Origin of the sequence: Wolbachia endosymbiont (group B) of Parapoynx stratiotata (genome assembly GCF_947250635.1) — a bacterium.
Classification (GTDB): Bacteria; Pseudomonadota; Alphaproteobacteria; order Rickettsiales; family Anaplasmataceae; genus Wolbachia.
Genome location: NZ_OX366335.1, coordinates 405407 through 422602, shown reverse-complemented (window position 1 = coordinate 422602; position 17196 = coordinate 405407). Strand labels below are relative to the sequence as shown.

Annotated in this window: 15 protein-coding genes and 1 pseudogene; 8 read left to right on the top strand and 8 right to left on the bottom strand. The window is 32.9% G+C overall.

What is annotated here, in order from left to right; genetic code table 11:
* Positions 1-12 precede the first annotated feature (12 nt).
* From OOT12_RS01905 to OOT12_RS07440, 4 genes and pseudogenes are all read left to right on the top strand, one after another.
* Positions 13-603, top strand: coding sequence for a COQ9 family protein (locus OOT12_RS01905; protein WP_264374961.1), 591 nt, complete (start codon positions 13-15; stop codon positions 601-603).
* Positions 604-965: 362 nt separating this feature from the next.
* Positions 966-1385 carry a helix-turn-helix domain-containing protein gene (locus tag OOT12_RS01900; protein ID WP_264685347.1) on the top strand — a complete coding sequence of 140 codons (420 nt, stop codon included), beginning with the start codon at positions 966-968 and terminating at the stop codon, positions 1383-1385.
* A 109-nt stretch (positions 1386-1494) separates the two neighbouring features.
* Positions 1495-2835, top strand: a complete 1341-nt coding sequence (locus tag OOT12_RS01895; protein ID WP_264374963.1) for an ankyrin repeat domain-containing protein — start codon at positions 1495-1497, stop codon at positions 2833-2835.
* 124 nt (positions 2836-2959) lie between these two features.
* Positions 2960-3071 (top strand): annotated as a pseudogene (locus tag OOT12_RS07440) (IS982 family transposase); the annotation flags it as partial.
* A gap of 736 nt (positions 3072-3807) precedes the next feature.
* Here the strand turns inward: OOT12_RS07440 and OOT12_RS01890 are convergent.
* Positions 3808-4845, bottom strand: a complete 1038-nt coding sequence (locus OOT12_RS01890) for a class I SAM-dependent methyltransferase (protein WP_264374964.1) — start codon at positions 4843-4845, stop codon at positions 3808-3810.
* A gap of 82 nt (positions 4846-4927) precedes the next feature.
* On the opposite strand from OOT12_RS01890, the gene OOT12_RS01885 reads away from it, so the two are divergent.
* Positions 4928-5320, top strand: a complete 393-nt coding sequence (locus tag OOT12_RS01885; protein WP_264374965.1) for a hypothetical protein — start codon at positions 4928-4930, stop codon at positions 5318-5320.
* Positions 5321-5602, top strand: coding sequence for a DUF2610 domain-containing protein (locus tag OOT12_RS01880; RefSeq protein WP_007302102.1), 282 nt, complete (start codon positions 5321-5323; stop codon positions 5600-5602).
* Here OOT12_RS01880 and dapD read toward each other — a convergent pair whose 3' ends face one another.
* Entirely contained in the window at positions 5603-6436 is an 834-nt protein-coding gene (gene dapD, locus OOT12_RS01875; protein WP_264374966.1) for a 2,3,4,5-tetrahydropyridine-2,6-dicarboxylate N-succinyltransferase, read from the bottom strand.
* 38 nt (positions 6437-6474) lie between these two features.
* Here dapD and OOT12_RS01870 point away from each other — a divergent pair, with 38 nt between their 5' ends.
* The gene (locus OOT12_RS01870; RefSeq protein WP_264374967.1) at positions 6475-6885 is read left to right on the top strand and encodes a zinc-ribbon domain-containing protein; all 411 of its coding nucleotides are present in this window, start codon (positions 6475-6477) and stop codon (positions 6883-6885) included.
* Positions 6886-7093: 208 nt separating this feature from the next.
* Complete coding sequence (sdhA, locus tag OOT12_RS01865) at positions 7094-8893, top strand: succinate dehydrogenase flavoprotein subunit (protein ID WP_264374968.1); 1800 nt, start codon at positions 7094-7096, stop codon at positions 8891-8893.
* Here sdhA and OOT12_RS01860 read toward each other — a convergent pair.
* From OOT12_RS01860 to OOT12_RS01835, 6 genes are all read right to left on the bottom strand, one after another.
* Complete coding sequence (locus tag OOT12_RS01860) at positions 8865-10907, bottom strand: ankyrin repeat domain-containing protein (RefSeq protein WP_264374969.1); 2043 nt, start codon at positions 10905-10907, stop codon at positions 8865-8867. The two genes, sdhA and OOT12_RS01860, sit on opposite strands and share 29 nt — an antisense overlap.
* 243 nt (positions 10908-11150) lie before the next feature.
* Positions 11151-11759 carry a guanylate kinase gene (gene gmk, locus OOT12_RS01855; RefSeq protein ID WP_010406904.1) on the bottom strand — a complete coding sequence of 203 codons (609 nt, stop codon included), beginning with the start codon at positions 11757-11759 and terminating at the stop codon, positions 11151-11153.
* Positions 11760-11794: 35 nt separating this feature from the next.
* A complete protein-coding gene (locus OOT12_RS01850) occupies positions 11795-13561 on the bottom strand; it encodes a pentapeptide repeat-containing protein (protein WP_264374970.1) in 1767 nt (588 codons plus the stop codon).
* Positions 13545-14519: an ankyrin repeat domain-containing protein gene (locus OOT12_RS01845; protein WP_264374971.1), complete on the bottom strand. Its 975-nt coding sequence runs from the start codon at positions 14517-14519 to the stop codon at positions 13545-13547. The genes OOT12_RS01850 and OOT12_RS01845 overlap by 17 nt, the downstream gene beginning before the upstream one ends.
* A 660-nt stretch (positions 14520-15179) precedes the next feature.
* Positions 15180-16067 (bottom strand): aspartate carbamoyltransferase catalytic subunit, encoded by an 888-nt coding sequence (locus tag OOT12_RS01840; RefSeq protein WP_264374972.1) that lies wholly within the window; start codon positions 16065-16067, stop codon positions 15180-15182.
* Between the two features lie 80 nt (positions 16068-16147).
* The gene (locus tag OOT12_RS01835) at positions 16148-17164 is read right to left on the bottom strand and encodes an extracellular solute-binding protein (RefSeq protein WP_149168669.1); all 1017 of its coding nucleotides are present in this window, start codon (positions 17162-17164) and stop codon (positions 16148-16150) included.
* Between the last annotated feature and the right edge of the window lie 32 nt (positions 17165-17196).

Sequence of the window (17196 nt, the reverse complement as noted above, 5' to 3'; positions counted from 1 at the left end):
GTATAATATTGTATGGAACAAAAGTTAATAGTAGATGAGCTGATTAAGGTTATTCCATTTGAAGGAATAAGTGATGCAACCTTATTGAAAGTGTGCACGAACCTTAACCTAGCCAATAGTTTTTGTAAATTTCAAAATGGAATATATAGTGCTTTGGAGTACATAGCAGAGGACTTAAATAGCTCAATGGAAACTGAACTTTGGAATTCCAATTTAGAAGATATGAAGGTAAGAGAGCGGATAAAGTTAGCTGTCCAAATACGCCTTTCAAACTATGCTAAGTTACCAAATTACAGAGAGTTTTTAAAAAACGTTTTATCATTCTCTATATTACCAAAAAATGCATACTTTTCTAGTAAACTCTTGTACAGAACTGTTAGCGCGATTTGGTATGGCATTCATGATCAATCAACAGATTTTAACTACTATACAAAAAGAGCAATATTAGCTGGAGTGTACTTAAGTACGATACTTTTTTTTATCAATGATTATTCAGAAGATTTTGCAGATACCCTGTCGTTTCTTGACAAACGTATCAACAATGTCATGACATTTCAAAAGTTTAAAACCCGTTTGAATAGAATGGTAAGAAACTTCTTATAGCCTCTTTACTTATACGAGTTACTCGTATTTATACCTAAAGCTGCCTTGATTTTTATGTTAAGATAATTGAACATCCACTAACAGTGAGCTTAACAAAGAACTTGATTGAAAGCAATACATTAGAAAGTAGTTTTGCTGGAAACTTGAAGTAGACAGAATTGGTACACATAAAGCTGATCCATGTACAAAAGTATCTGTTCAGATACACGACTAATGCTGTGTGATCCATAGAGGTTATTACAATAAGAATGTAAGATCAAATAGAAATTTGGATTTGCAGTAGTTTATAGACCTTATTACAATTGCAAAGGATAAATTCTAGGGTTAAACTACGTCTGAGTTGGATAAAACTATACAAAGAGTTGGGTCATGCAGGAAAGGTATGTCAGCATTATGGTATTTCACGTTTTACCTTACGTAAATGGTACAAACGTTATGAAGAGTTAGGTGAAAAAGGATTAGTAGATCTCAGTAGTAAGCCTAAAACTTCACCTTTGCAAAAGATCAATGAATCAGATGAGCAGCTTATTCTTCATCTAAGACAAACTAGAAAGCTAGGGGCAAGGCGTATTCAAACCGAGTTAAGACGTCTATATGATTTATCCTTGTCATTGGCTACTATACACAAAATTTTCAAAAAACATGATGTAAGTCTTCTGCATGTTAAACGTCATTATCGCAAACAGGTCAAGCGTTATAACTGTAAAGTACCTGGAGAGCGTGTGCAGATGGATGTGTGCAAAATATCGTCAGGGCTTTATTCAGGAAATTGTGGACTTTAATATATCGGATTTAGTAACTTCAATAAATTGTGATATCTCTCTTACAGATTCATTCAAACTTAATTAAGTGGGAGTATTGTTAATGCGAAAAGGGTTTAATTAAAATGGTATGGCGTGTGAGGAAGACATACATCAATTGGTAGAAAGTGGATTTGATATTAACTCAAAAGATGTAAGCGGAGTCACTCTCTTGCATAAGTTTACAAAAGAAGGCGATTTAGTTGGAGTAAAATCATTATTAGAGCACGAAGCTGACTTTAATGTTGTGGACAATGAAAATAGAAATCCACTGCATTATGCTATTATGCATGGACACAAAAAAATTGCTAAACTTCTTGTTAATCAATTGACAATTAATTCTAGAGATAAAAATGGATTTACTCCACTTCACCTTGCTACACTACAAGATGACACAGAATTAATGGATTTTTTAATAACAAAAGGCGCAAAAGTTAATGAAAAAGATGCTGAGGAAGGCTATACTCCTCTTCACATAGCTTCATTATACGGTTCTAAAAAGAGTGTCCAGATTTTAATTGATAGCGGAGCAAATCTTGAATGTGAAGATAATAACTTTCGTACTCCTTTATTTTTGACCATTTATCAATGTACTACACATTATGAAAGTAGAGCAGAGATTATAGAATATCTGATAAAGAAAGGTGCAAACATAGAAGCAAAAGATGCAGAAAATAATACTACGCTTTTTCTAGCAGCATATAACAACAAAATGCAACTGGTAAAGCTTATTGTAAAGCAAGCAAAAGCTAAGTTAAAAGAGTTTATTTGCACAAAAAATAAACATGGTTTTGATGCACTGGATTGCGCTATTAAGCATAATAATAGGCAAATGGTAACATTTCTTGTTTCAAAGGGAATAGAAGCAGATGACCAAGATTGTAGCGGTAACACCAGGTTACATAAAGCTAGCTATAATGGTGATACTAAAGCAGTTAAGTTCTTATTGGAGCTTAAGGTAAACGTTAATGCCGTCACTAGATGCAACAGAACTCCTCTGCTACTTGCAGCTAAAAAAGGCCATGTAGAAATTGTAAGAATGTTGTTAGCAGTAAAAGCCAATATGAATATTTGTGATCAACAAGGTTTTACACCTCTGCATCTTACTATTCAAAAGGATTATTTTGATATAGCTCAGCTATTAATAGAAAAAGGGGCAATTAATTGTAGTAATGATTATACTGCAATAGATATGTTTATTGACAAGGCTCATAGCAAAAAAAATATTGAAGAAAATTACAAAAAATTTTGTAGGTTTTTGATGCTTTACTTGAAAGAGCTACATAGTAAACACAAAGCCTTTTGTGTACTTTCAATCCTAGCTCTAAGCTTAACAATTATAGGTTTACCATTTATTTTCAAGCCTATTATTAAATATAGAGAAAGAAGTAAAATATATAAAAAAATTAGGGCTATGCTGATTTATATTTAAGTATAACAGGAGAACTAAGCTAATATATGACAATTATCTGCTCGATAAAAATGGAATTAAATGTATCCGTTTAGCAGAGTGGCAAAATAAAATAGACAAAACCATAAAAATAAATGGTGTCATGCAATTTGAGCTTCGGCATAGATCCCACATAAATTTTTTGGTACATATTTTTTTCAACATCAATTTCGTATTCCATGCAGTCGAAAAAGCCCTCTATTTCTAAGCTTTATTGACTCGGATAATCCATAACTGGGGTATATAGCATTTCTGCTTACATTGATCCTGTCTAAATTTAATCCCTATATCTTTGTTTGATGCTTGTTGTTCCATAATATTCTTCAATTCAAAGAATATTAATATTGGCATATAAGTATGAATATTATGCTAATATAATTACTTTTTAGGTATACATGGCAAATTTATGCCTGGAAACAGTTTTTCCTACACTTTCTTTATAAAAATCACAGGCGCCTGTTATTAGCTAAAGTAAAGGTCAAGTATCTGGAATTCTGGACATAAAATCCTCCTGTATAAAAAGATTAGAAAAAAAATGCAGCGCACATATGACAGATGTGTGTATACGCTGAAAAAGATACGCTACGTTTTTTATTGAAAAGTTAACTGAAAGTCTGCAGACAAAGATAGATTTTGAGCTCTTAAAATATCTCTAATTGTCATTATAATCAGATTCAAAATATGCGGAAGTAATTTTTTTTGACAATAGATTTCTTGCATAACCAAGTGTCATTCCAGCTGGGATCCAACTAAGTTGGTAAACACTTTACAACGTTTTTTGCGCGAAAAGGCTGGATGCCAGTGTCAGCTACTTTCATGACACCTATTTGTTCCTATGATAGTCTTATCTGTCTATCTTATTTTGCTACTCTGCTGAACAGATACGTTTCTTGTACCTTTTTTATTCTGTAAATTTTTTAGTATTTGTATGTTTAACATAAGAACTACACAAGACTACAAATGGTGAATCAGCATTACCTTAAAGAGAGTACCCATATTTTCAGTTAACCTTAAAAATTCACTGAAGATCTTATTCTTCTGTTCATTACTTGCATTTTCCATTAAAGCTTGCGCTCTTTCCTTTATACCAAACAAATATAAAAATTCTCTTTGAGTTAAAATCTCACAATTTAAGTATTTTAATGAATCTTTTAACGCTTGAAAGTTTACAAGTGCAGTAATATCACTGTTACCAATATTTTCAAGAAAATTAGCATACTGATGCTGCCTTATCGATTGCAAAGTGCTCTTGTATGAAGGATATATATAGCCATAATCTATGATCAAAGCAGCTCCTCCATTATTGACTATCTTCTTCTCAAGCTTTCTTAATATTTCAATTCCAGTTAAGCATACTTCTACTACCGCACCATTAAAAAGTTTTCCATTTGTTATCTGAATAGATGATGCTGGAACACATGATCCTTTTCTTCTGGATTTGAGTGTCAAACACTGACCGCCATCCTGTTTCATCACTCTATTTTCATACCACTGCCCATCACGATAAACAAACTGATCAATTGGAAGAGCATCAAAGAACTCATTTGCAAAAAAAATAGTTGGCTGATTTGGTAAGTTGTTGACATTTGTGTGCCAGTTAATATCTAATCCCTTTAATTTTTCCTTTTGTATTTTCTGTAAAATAGGGCTTATTTCAATTAGGTGAATGTTCATTGAGCTAAAAAAACAGCTGTATTTTTTAGTAACTCTTATTATATCGTGAACGAGTGTTCCTTTACCTGGTCCAAGTTCAACTAGAGAAAATTTTGATGGCTTTCCTAATTTTTCCCATGTATTCATTATCCACACTGCAATTGTTTCACCAAATAGCTGACTAATTTCAGGTGCAGTAATGAAGTCACCATCTTTGCCAAGTGGTAATTTATTCATGTAATAGCCGTACTCTTTATGATATAGAGCAGCATTCATAAAATTACTGATGGATATTGATCCTTGGCTTTTATCAATTAATTCGTGTATATAAGTAAGCATATTATTAATAAACATTTAACTATAGCGTGCCATACTATAAAATAGTGGAGTATTTATATATATAATATAAGTTTAAAAACATATGAGTAGTATTGCTTTGGTTATGGACAATCAAGATACGGATTATGTTACCCTTATACCTCAAGATGATGGTATTGAATATAAATTTAAAGAAGCTATCAATTTTGTAGAAAATAAGGTTGTAAGTGCTGATGGATTAACTTTAGCGGAGGTATTTCAAGCATTGGTTCAAATGTTGAATGGTGATCTAGAGTTAGTAAAAAAAGTGTTAGCATATACTAATATTATGGTAAAGCATGGAATGAGGGTAGCAAAAGAGTCACAGCTAAGCAGAGCCGATGTTCGTCGAGCTTTAGAAGGCAAAGAAAGTGTGTTTAATAGGCAAGATTTTATCAAAAAACCACCTCTTGTATCTTCTATAAAATCGGTTAAAAAGAAAAGTAGAGGTCTTTAAATGGCTGAGTCTATAAAAAAATTTACTGTACAGTGTGATTTCAAAGGACAGAATGCACCTTTTGCAGTATATATAGGAAATCCAAAGGGTGATACTCATCCAATTCACCATCAAGATTCATGGCTTGCAAAGGAGCGTGGAGGAAACATTCCTAATAAAGTTAAAGAAAGTTTGCAAAAATTATACAAGCTGTCTCAAGAAAACGGGATCTCTTTTCCAGAATTATGCGCATATGCCATTACTATAGTTAGTAATAATGATAAAAAAAGTGACGGTAAGTAGTTAGATTCTCAATATTTCATTTATAGAAGTTTTTGATCTCGTCTTCTCGTCCACTTTTTTTACTATAACTGCGCAATAGGTTGAAATGTTGTTTTTAGGTGGAGTAGATCCTGATACAACTACAGAGTAAGGTGGTACTTCACCATAAAATATCTTGCTTGTTTCTCTGTCAATAATTTTTGTTGATGCTCCAATAAACACCCCCATACTAAGGACTGATCCTTCTCTTATTATAACACCTTCGGCTACCTCACTGCGCGCTCCAATGAAGCAATTATCCTCTATAATGACTGGAGAAGCTTGAATAGGCTCAAGAACTCCTCCTATTCCCACTCCACCGGAAATATGACAGTTTTTTCCTATTTGTGCACAACTACCAACTGTTGACCAAGTGTCTATCATTGTGCCAGAATCAATGTATGCACCAACGTTGATAAAGCTTGGCATTAGAACAACATTTTTACCTATGTAAGCAGATTGGCGGACAAAACATCCAGGGACTGCTCTAATTTTTGACTGGTAAAATTTTTCCTCATTCCATTCACTAAACTTACTACCGATTTTGTCAAACCAGCAATTGGTGTTGTCTATTATTTTGCTTTCCTCAGTGAGGAAATGTAATAATATTGACTGCTTTATCCACTTATGTACTATCCATTCTCCACTTGATAGCTTTTCTGCTACTCTAATTTTACCACTGTCAAGTAACTCAATTACCTCTTTGATTATTAATGTTGCTTCGTGTTTTAGGTTAAGTTTTTCTTTATCTTTCCAAATATTTTCTATCTCATCTTGTAATTTTTTAGTTGCAAATTTTTCATTTATTATATACATATTGATATCAAATTTATATTATTTTATACGTAAGCACTATGAAAATACAATGTCATAATTGTACTAAAACTTACTTAGTATCTCGTGGGCAAATAGGTGAATCTGGAAGAAAAGTGAAATGTACAAACTGCAATCACATGTGGCATGAGTATCTAAAAGAAATGTCAAGTGAATTGTGCCCTGCTGGTATACAAGAAAAAAAAGCTAGCTGGAGGCAAAGTTTAACTCTAGCTTTTGCAACAGTTGCAGGGTTATGCGTTATAATTGTTGGTGGTATCTTTCCAGGAGAGGTAAGTAAGATATATAAAGCAGTTAGTTCATATAAAGATTCAATAAGCCATAAATTAGGATACAAAAAAGTGCAAACGGAAAATTCAAGTGCGAGAGAACTTGTTGTAAATGAGTTTTATCAAGATTACCTTTTTCTATCTAATTTTAGATCTAATTAAATAGGCATAAGTCATCAATGTTATGCAAATAACTACACTTATTCCTTTATGATAGTGTCATTCCAATGTCAGCTACTTTCATAACACCCTATGGTTGTTATTACATCGTTTACTATAGATTTGTTTCAGAAGCTTACATCCAGAAAACTTGTATAGATTTTTTCTACTTCTGTGATATTATAAGCCTGTGATGATAAAATAAGTGGATATGGATAAGTCAGCGTATGAAATCATAGAGCATGAGTATGATGTGGTGATAGTAGGTGCAGGTGGAGCAGGGCTTAGAGCAACACTTGGAATGGCTGCAACTAATTTTTCAGTTGCCTGCATTTCTAAAATTTTCCCTACACGAAGTCATACAGTTGCAGCGCAAGGAGGAATTAGTGCAGCTTTGAGTAATATTGCTGAAGATGACTGGCGCTGGCATGCGTATGACACAATAAAAGGTTCAGACTGGCTTGGCGATCAAGATGCAATAGAGTATATGTGTAAAAATGCTGCAAAAGCTGTGATTGAACTTGAAAATTTTGGTGTACCCTTTTCTCGTACGGAAGATGGAAAAATATATCAGCGTGCCTTTGGTGGAATGACAACTCACTTTGGTAAAGGAAAATCGGCTCAGCGTACTTGTGCAGCAGCAGATAAAACTGGGCATGCAATTCTTCATACTCTATATCAGCAATGTCTTAAATTTAACGCTGAATTTTTTGTCGAATATTTTGTAATCGATTTGATTATGGACAAAGGGACATGCTGTGGGGTGATAGCTTGGTCGCTGTGTGATGGTACGTTGCATAGATTTCGTGCACATTCTGTGGTAATAGCAACAGGTGGTTATGGACGTGTTTATTTTTCTGCAACAAGTGCACACACCTGCACAGGTGATGGTAATGGCATGGTGGTGAGAGCTGGGTTGCCACTTGAAGATATGGAATTTGTGCAATTTCATCCAACAGGAATATATGGCTCAGGGTGCTTGATGACGGAAGGATGCCGCGGTGAAGGTGGGTACCTCGTTAATTCTCAGGGTGAGAAGTTTATGGAACGTTATGCGCCAAAGGCAAAAGATTTGGCTTCTCGTGATGTAGTAAGTCGAGCAATGACAATTGAAATTAGAGAGGGAAGGGGAGTTGGGCCAAAGAAAGATCATATGTACTTGAATATATCGCATCTTGATCCGGAAGTGATCAAACTCAGATTGCCAGGTATTAGTGAAACAGCAAAAACCTTTGCAGGAGTTGATGTTACTAAAGATCCGATACCTGTTATTCCAACTGTTCACTACAACATGGGCGGTATTCCAACCAACTATCATGGAGAAGTGATAACACTGAAGGAAGGTAAGGAAGAAGTAGTGGATGGATTGTTTGCAATTGGAGAAGCGGCATGTGTTTCTGTACATGGTGCAAATCGACTTGGCTCTAACTCGCTTCTTGATCTTGTGGTTTTTGGTAGAGCTGCAGCGCTCAGAGCAAAAGAAAAATTGAAACCTGATGCACCACATAAAAAATTGCATTTAGACTGCACAGACTGGATAGTAGATAGATTTAATAAAATGCGATTTGCTTCTGGAGAGCTCAAAGTAGCAAAAATACGCAGTGAAATGCAGCACACTATGCAGAAATATGCATCAGTATTTCGTGTTGCTGAAGTTTTAGAAGAAGGTAAAAAAGCTATAAAAGAAGTAGCAAAAATGATGCCTAAAATTGCAGTTGAAGATCGCAGTATGATATGGAATAGTGATTTGGTTGAAGCACTGGAGCTTGCAAATATGATTCCACAAGCGGTTATTACCATGGAATGTGCAGCTAATCGTAAGGAAAGCAGAGGTGCCCATGCTCGTGAAGATTTTCCCGAGCGTGATGATAAAAATTGGATGAAACATACTATGGCATGGCTTAAAGAAGAGAAAAGCCAAGTCAGTGTAGAAATTGACTATAAAAAAGTTGCTAAAAAAACTCTGAGCGATGAGATTAATTTCATCGCCCCGGAAAAGAGAATTTATTAGTCAATCCATCTAGCATATTTGTAAATTGACGTGATATTGATATATTGCTCATTTGAGTAGCTGGACTTTCTGTATGCTCTGATTGATCTGACGATCTTTGTACTTCTTGCTCTGCTGAGTTGTTAGCTAAATTTTGTTGTTCAGTAATATTTTCAGGTTGTTTTGCAGCTAGGTGATCATCTTTACGGCTTTGCTTATCGTTGGTTAATTCCTTAACAGACTTCCTAATGTCGCTAAGTCCCAAAGTGAATATCAGACACACCACTCCTGTTATAGCTATGATGGGTAACGCTGCTCCAATTGCAATTTGTCCTTGGAAGCAAGAAAGTGTTACCATTGTAATAATAGTAGTTGCTACTGTGATTGCTAACAATACACTAGCTCTCCTGCCCGGATCAATGCATTTCCATACAGCAGATGCTCCTTTTTTTACACCAGAACCTAGCTTTTTAATGCCTGATTGACATTTTTTCGAAGCAGTTCCACAGTGGTATTTTTCCTCAAGCTTCTCTTTTAGTTCTTTAGCTTTCTCCTGTGCTTTCTGTGGAGTGCTTGAACAATCTTTTAGATCTCGTAAAGTTAAATAGTACTTTTTAGTATGGAATTCTGGATCTTCTAACCATAAAGAATCAGGGTTAGCACCGTTTTGTAATAATGCTGCACAAAACTTTGTTGTATTATCATAATTAGTTGCTAAATCAAAAATTGTTTCTTGCGATAGGTATTCGATACTTTTTTTTTCTGCTTTTTTCTTTAGTGCTAATTCTAGAGGTGTATTGCCTTGCCTGTTAGTTGCTTTTATAGATTCATCTAATTTATCTTCAGATATTTTTCTTTCTTTTACTAAGGCTGATATTAATTTCAAGCATGTAACTTTTTGCTTCCCTCTCAGCAAGGCAATATGGTGTAAAGCATTATTGCCATTTGCATCTTTAAGGTTGATATCTGCTCCTTTTTGCAATAACTCCTTAAAGGATTTCTCATCTTTATTTTTAATTGCTAAATGTAATTGATAATTATCATTACTATCTGGAGTATTTATGGTATGGGCTATAACTTCTTCAACTTTTGTTTTTATTTCTGGTTTTCGCTCAGCCAATTTCTCTAAAAATTTAAGATAGTATTCATTTTGCTTTTTAGATAATTTTTCTAAATCCTCTGTAGGTAAGCTTAGCTTGGCTCCATACTTTAACAATTTTGCAAGAAACTTAAGTGTATTATCGCTACTTCTAACTGTATTAGACTCATGTTTCCCTTTTATTATCTTGTTAATTAGTGCTACCTGAAAAGGAGTCTTTCCTTCTTGATTTTCACTATCAACAAGTTGTACTAAATTTTTCTCGTTAGCTATTTTTATCAAGGTATCTAGAAACTTAAGCTTTTGTTTCTTTTTGAGCGATGCAATAAGGTGTAAAATATTATTTCCTTTTTCATCTTTTATACCATCAACATTCGTGCAATCTTTTAGATATTTTCTAAATTTACTGTTATTTCCACTTTCGATTGCTTTCAGTAATTGAACATGATTATCTAGTGTTCCGTTTACTTCATCTTCAAAATCGCTATCAGAATCTGATATTCCGTTCATTTCATCTTCAAAATCGCTACCGTAGCCACTGTCTTGTTCGCTGTGCCTACTAAAACAACTTTTAGTGACTTCAGAAATTACTTGTTTTTTTGTTTCATTTGATATTCTTTTCGATCGTTCTATTACTTCACCTAGCACTGGAAGGAAACATTGGACATAATATCTGTGATATTTTTCCTGTTCTCTAAGCGATTTTTCTAATTTAGTTAATACTTCAGGACTAGCGCCTTCCTTAAATAACCTTTTACATTCCTTGAGTGTTCCATCTCGACTTCCTGGTTTTTTATGCTGATGTTTTTCTTTTTTTACCTTTCTCTCTATAATATTATACAATTGCTTGTCTTTTTTATCTTGTTTTTCATTTTTGTTTATATATTTATCTGGTTTGTTTGCATTAGTAACTGATACACTTAGATCTATACTCATATTAAAACCTCAATATTAAAAGCTATTTGGCGTTAACGAATTGTATTAAACTTTTAAATTGAGCTAGATGTTATCGAAATATAGGTGAAAAGGCAGAAAACTAGTTTCTATTAGAAAATCTATTGTCATAGTCAAATCCCCACTTTAGCACTTGTCTACTATTTTAACTATTTTATCTTAAAAAATAATAAATGTGGCTAAACTGTGAAGCATGAGTGCTCTGAAAGAGACAAACCAATGTTTTTATAGATCTTTCAAACTTGATTTTTCTTCTAATTTTTTAAGCATTCCTTTACTTAGTATTGATTTTATCTCTTCTACGCTTTTATCAAGATCATCATTAATTATTACGTAATCATATTTATTACTTTTACTTATCTCTTTTTGCGCTTCGGCTAATCTACGCTCTATTTCAATTTCATCATCACTATTACGCCTTTGTAGACGCAGTCTAAGCTCTTCCATTGAGGGAGGTAGTATAAAAACACTTACAACTTTTTCTCTTAAGATTTCAAACAAATGAAATGCTCCTTGCCAATCTATATTCAGTAAAACACTTATTCCACTGCTCAGGTTTTGTTCTATAAAATCTTTTGGTATACCGTAAAAATTCTCAAAAACTTTGGCATATTCAAGCATTTGACCAGCCTTACATAGTTCGTGAAACTTTTCTTCAGTAACGAAAAAATAGTCTTTTCCGTTTACTTCACCGGGACGAGGTTTGCGTGTAGTCATAGAAACAGACATAACTAAATCAGTTGATTGCTCAAGTAATTTTTCTGATATAGTAGTTTTTCCAGCTCCAGAAGGAGAGGATAGAATCAGTAGTATGCCCTCATTTTTTACGGTCATTTTTCTTTATTTAACAAGTACATTATAGAGCTTTTTTAAGACTTTGTATTTTTTGAATCAAAGTTTAAAAGACTAGAGCCCTCTAAATTAGAATTTGATAAATTGGCATCAATAAGAGAGGAATTATCAAAGACAGTATAACGTAAATCGGCTTTTTCAAAATTTGCCTTATTCAAATTAACGTTTACAAACTTTGCTCTACTTAATATTGAATTAGAAAAATTAGCATTTTCTAAATTCATATCCTTAAACTCAAAGTAAGAATAATTTACATCAAATTTTTTGCCCTGCGATATTTTCTCTTGCAGATCTTTAATTGAAGTTATGGCATTCTCTAGATTTGTAATTTTTGTCTGTCCTTGATTGTCAATCAAAATTGAATTATCAAATTTGCAATCTGTTAAATGAATATCAGCAATTGAACTTTTATATATGCTTGAAGAGAGGAAAGAGACATCACTCACTGTTGAATTACTCAAATTGCTAAGAAAAAAACTAGTCTTTCTAAAGGCATTATCATAAAACACGGAGGATTTGAAATCACTTTCAATAAAGTTTGAATTAGTGACTTTTGACTTAGACCAGCTCGAATTATCAGCTAATAATTTGAAGAATATTGAATTTTCTATCTCACTCGAATCCATATTATGGTGGGAAAGAGTACTATTATAAATTTGAGAGTCTTTAATTTTTGTCTTATACATTGAAGTTGTGGAAAGATCTGAATCTTCTATTTTTGCAGAGGTAAACAATGAATGGTCAAAGAACGAACCATTCATGTCAGAATTCACAACTTTAGTATTATGAAACTTTCCGTGACAAATGTTAGCATCATAGGCGTTAACTTTATACAATTCACTAAAACTAAAATCAATATTAGATAAGTCAGCATCCTGAAGGTCTGCTTCGAAAACATATGCATGTTTTATCTTGGAACCATTTAGTATAGATTTAATGAAGTTTGAATTATCCCCTTTCACATAGGAAATTTGTGAATTGCTTAAATTGGCTTTTTCGAAATTACTGTTGACTATAATGGAAGAATTAAAATAGGCGTTTGAAAGATTGCTACCTGTAAAATCCGATTTTTTTATTTCTGCACCATATATGTTAGCATTTTTTAATGAAGAAAATTGTACCTTGAGCTTATGTGCATCCACTCCAAAGAAACTTGCGTTGTCGAAATTATTTTTCTGCATAACAGTGTCGTTTATTTCACTATCACTAAAATTGATGTAGCTGGCACTTGAGTTTGATAAATTGGAGAAATTCATTTTTACATTCAAAAACTTGGTATGCAAACCAATTATATTACGCATACTTACTTTGTTGAGATTAGAATTGATAAAATCAGCATAACTGATATTAGACTGATCAAATATGATATCTGTTAAATTTGTAGAAGCAAATTTTGAAAAACTTAAATTTGTGCCTTTTATTTTAACGCCATGTAAATTAGCATTGGAAAAATTGGCACCACGTAAATCAACATCGATAAAAGACACATCTGATAAATCGGTGTTAGAAAAATCGGCACCAATTAAACTTACTCCATCAAAAATAGATTTGCTTAAATACAATTGACTAAAATTAGCACCATTTAAATTAGGACCAAAACCTTTCTTAAAATCTTGTGGTATGCTGGCTTTATTACACTGTACTAAAAATTTAGCAAAATCTTTTGTATTGTAAGATACGTATTTTACATCATGCAGAGCGCTTAAAAAATCATTGATTGCATCATCTCCATAGCATAAATGACCAACTAAAATTAATATCAAAAGTCTAATTATCTTTTGCATCACACGTGTTTTCTTTTATTTTTATAGCAAAGTTATACATCTCTGAGTTTTCTTGATTGTTTATTTCTTTATCCTCTAAAAGGTATGGCATCATTTCGGCAATTGCGTTTATTATGTTGATCTGATTCCTTTCGATTGCTATTTCAATAGGGGACTTAAAATTATTATCAACTACTCTAGGATCAGCACCTTGTAATAAGAGAAAGCGAACTGTGTCTATTTCATCTTGTTTCACTGCATAAATTAGAGGAGTATCACCCAATTTATTTCTAAATCTTAGTATTTCTTGAATTGTTAATCCAATTTTTTCTAGCTTATTTATTACTCCTCTTAGACAAATTAAGTTGCCCTTCTTGATGCAGTAAAAAAATTGCTTACTGTAATCATCAGTAAATATAGTTTTAGGAAGGTGCTCATTTAGGCTATCATATTGTCTTTTATATATAGACTTGCTTTTATGTTTTTTTATTTCTTTGTTTAGCTTTGTCCATTTTTCGCTTTCTTCATTTTCTTTTTTCACAGGTGTTATATTTTCAGGCTGTTCTTCTTTCTTTTTCTCTGTTAATTGGCTTGTTGAAAGTTCGGTGTCTTTTTTGCTAATCTCCTCTTCAGGCTGTAGGTTTGTTTGATTATTGTGACTGATTTTCTTCTCTTCAGGTTCTTCTTTTTTTTCTTCTGATAAAGGACTTGTTAGAGCTTTGGTATCTTTTATATTAGTCTCCTCTTCAGACTGTAGGTTTGTTTGATTACTTGAAGGTACTTCTTCATTGATTACATTTGTTGGGTCTGTGCTTTCTTTGAGTTCGCTCAGAAGCGGAGAAGTTTTTTCAGCATCAGTGTTGCTTTTCGATACGTCTTCTTGATTTATACTGCTTTCATTTTTATTTTCTTCAGGCTGTTCTGCAGCAAGCAGGTTAGATATAACAATTAATAGTATGAAGAATGCTTTATATTTCATAAACATTGCAAATATAGGCTTAATTAAAATGATACTATAATCAAATGATTAATCTACAGTAAAAAGTGCTTTAGTTATTGTACAAGTATGATTATGTAAAAATTTATTTTTCTCTTTTATCTAGGTTTTATTTGAAATTGTCATTTGAGTAGCTGACATACAACTGTACGGACATTAAAGAAATCAGTATACAGCTGTATGAACATTGTGGTAATTTGCGTACTAAACAATGTCATCTAAGTAGCTGACACTGGGATCCATTTTCCATCATCATTAGAAACGTTATATTTTAGCATAACTTTTAACTCACAAATTTAACTGGATGCCAGTACTGGCTACTTTTATGACATCTATCATTTTATGTTTATAGTATTTTTTGCAAATAAACGTTCGTAGTTGTAAATTAAATGCAAAAAAATACTTGACACATTTGGTAAGTTGATTATTATCAGTAAAAATGAGGGTATTTTAGAGCTCGAAATCCACCTTATTCAAGTCTGCAGACTTTTCAATTAATTTCTCAATAAAAAATATAGCACAGTCTACTTCAGTGCGTACACGTACGCTTAATTTCTGTCATAAGGTGTGTTATATTTTTCTAAATCTTTTCTTTATAGGAGGGTCATTATGTCTAAAATTCCTTAAACATTAATTTTTAACTTAAACATTTATTAAATAGTGCAGTACTGCCTTACGCGTTGCTAATCCAAACTTTACTTGCTGTAAAATAACACAATCTGCTATATCATTGCTAATTTCGATACCTCTATTTATTGGTCCTGGGTGCATAACAATTGCATCTGGTTTTGCGTGCGATAGTTTTTGTGAATCAAGTCCATACAAATGAAAATATTCTTTTTCTGAAGAATTATTATTCATGCGCTCTTTCTGCAATCTTAAAAGCATAATGACGTCAGCATCCTCTATACCTTCAGTTAGTGAGTAGTGAAGTGAATCTACTTCAGGAAAATGTTTACACATCAAAGCTGGTGGTGCAACTAAGCTTATTTTTGCTCCAAACATTTTTAGCAATCTTATATTTGATCTTGCAACTCTACTGTGCAAAATATCTCCACATATCACAATTTTGAGGTTTTTTATTTGCTTTTTATGACTGATAATTACGAGATAATCTGCAAGAGCTTGAGTTGGGTGTTCACTGCTTCCATCGCCTGCGTTGATTAACGAGCAGTTAACATACTTTGCCAGTGTATTAATGATACCACTACTTTTATGCCTGATTATCATATAGTCAGGATTCATTGCATTTAGTGTTTTTATCATATCTTTTAGATCTTCCCCTTTGTTAATAGAAGAAGATTTTATTGGTAAAGTTATAACATTTGCTCCAAGGCTTTTTGCTGCTATTTCAAAAGATGCGAGCGTACGTGTTGAATCTTCAAAGAATAGGTTTATGACTATTTTATTTTTCAGAACATGACTATTTTCAACTTTTTCTTCAAGGTATTGGTTGGCTAATTTAGTTATATTTTCTACATCACCGATTGTGAGGTCTGAGATATTTAATAAATTCCTTCTCTTGTCCATAGCTCCTTTTTTGAGCTTATTCTACTTTCTTAATTTCAATTACACAACTGTAAAGTAAAGTAGAAGGAAGCTATAAAATTTTATTTCCACTTACATTCATCTGCTATCATAACAGCCTCAAAGAGATGCTTCTCAAGCTCACTTATAGGCAGAGTACTTTGTAGGTAATTTCCCCAAGATTTTAACACATCAGAAGTTTCAATACCTTCAACAATAGGATATTCTTGATTTTTTTTAGCATATAGCTCTTGAGCCTGTTTGCTTACAAAAAACTCCAATAAAGCTATGGCATTTTCTCTGTGTTTTGCGTTTTTTGTTACTGCTGCACCACTAATATTCACCATTACACCATCACTCGGAAAGAAAGCTCCTAACTTTTCTGTGATATTCTTTTTATTTTCTGATGAAAGGATTCTTGCAAAGTAGTAGCTATTTACTATTGCAACATTGCCTTCACCAGCGGCTACAGCATAAATTTGATCTGTGTCACCACCGCTTGGTTTTCTTGCCATGTTGCTTACAATTCCACTCACCCATTCTTTTGTTTTTTCAAAACCATTTTTTGCAATCATAAAAGCGATCAATGATCGGTTATATGGACTTGTGGAAGAGCGTACTAATATTTTCCCTTTCCATTTTTCATTCGCTAAATCTTCATAGGTACTTAATTCCTTAGGATCTACTGATTCTTTATTGTAAACCAATATTCTAGCTCTTTTTGTGAGACCAAACCAATAATCTTCATTATCTCTAAATTTTGCAGGTATGGCATTTTTTAGAGTCTCTGAATCCACTTGAGATAAGAGCCCTCTTTTTTTGGCTAAAATCAAATTCACTGCATCTGCAGTTAAAAACAAATCAGCTTCACCGCCATTTTCCATACGTGAAAGCAATTGGGAATAATCGTCAATGATATAACGTACCTTGATGCCAGTGGTTTTTGTAAAATCATCAAACAAACTATGTACTAATTCTTCTTTACGAGATGAATAAACGTTTACTACTTGTGAATCATCAATTCCGCTATTTTTATATAAAAAATTAACGACTATCAATACAGCCGCTACTAAAGATATAAATATTAAACCTTTTTTCATAAACAAACCCCTTCCTTGTCATCATCTCAAGC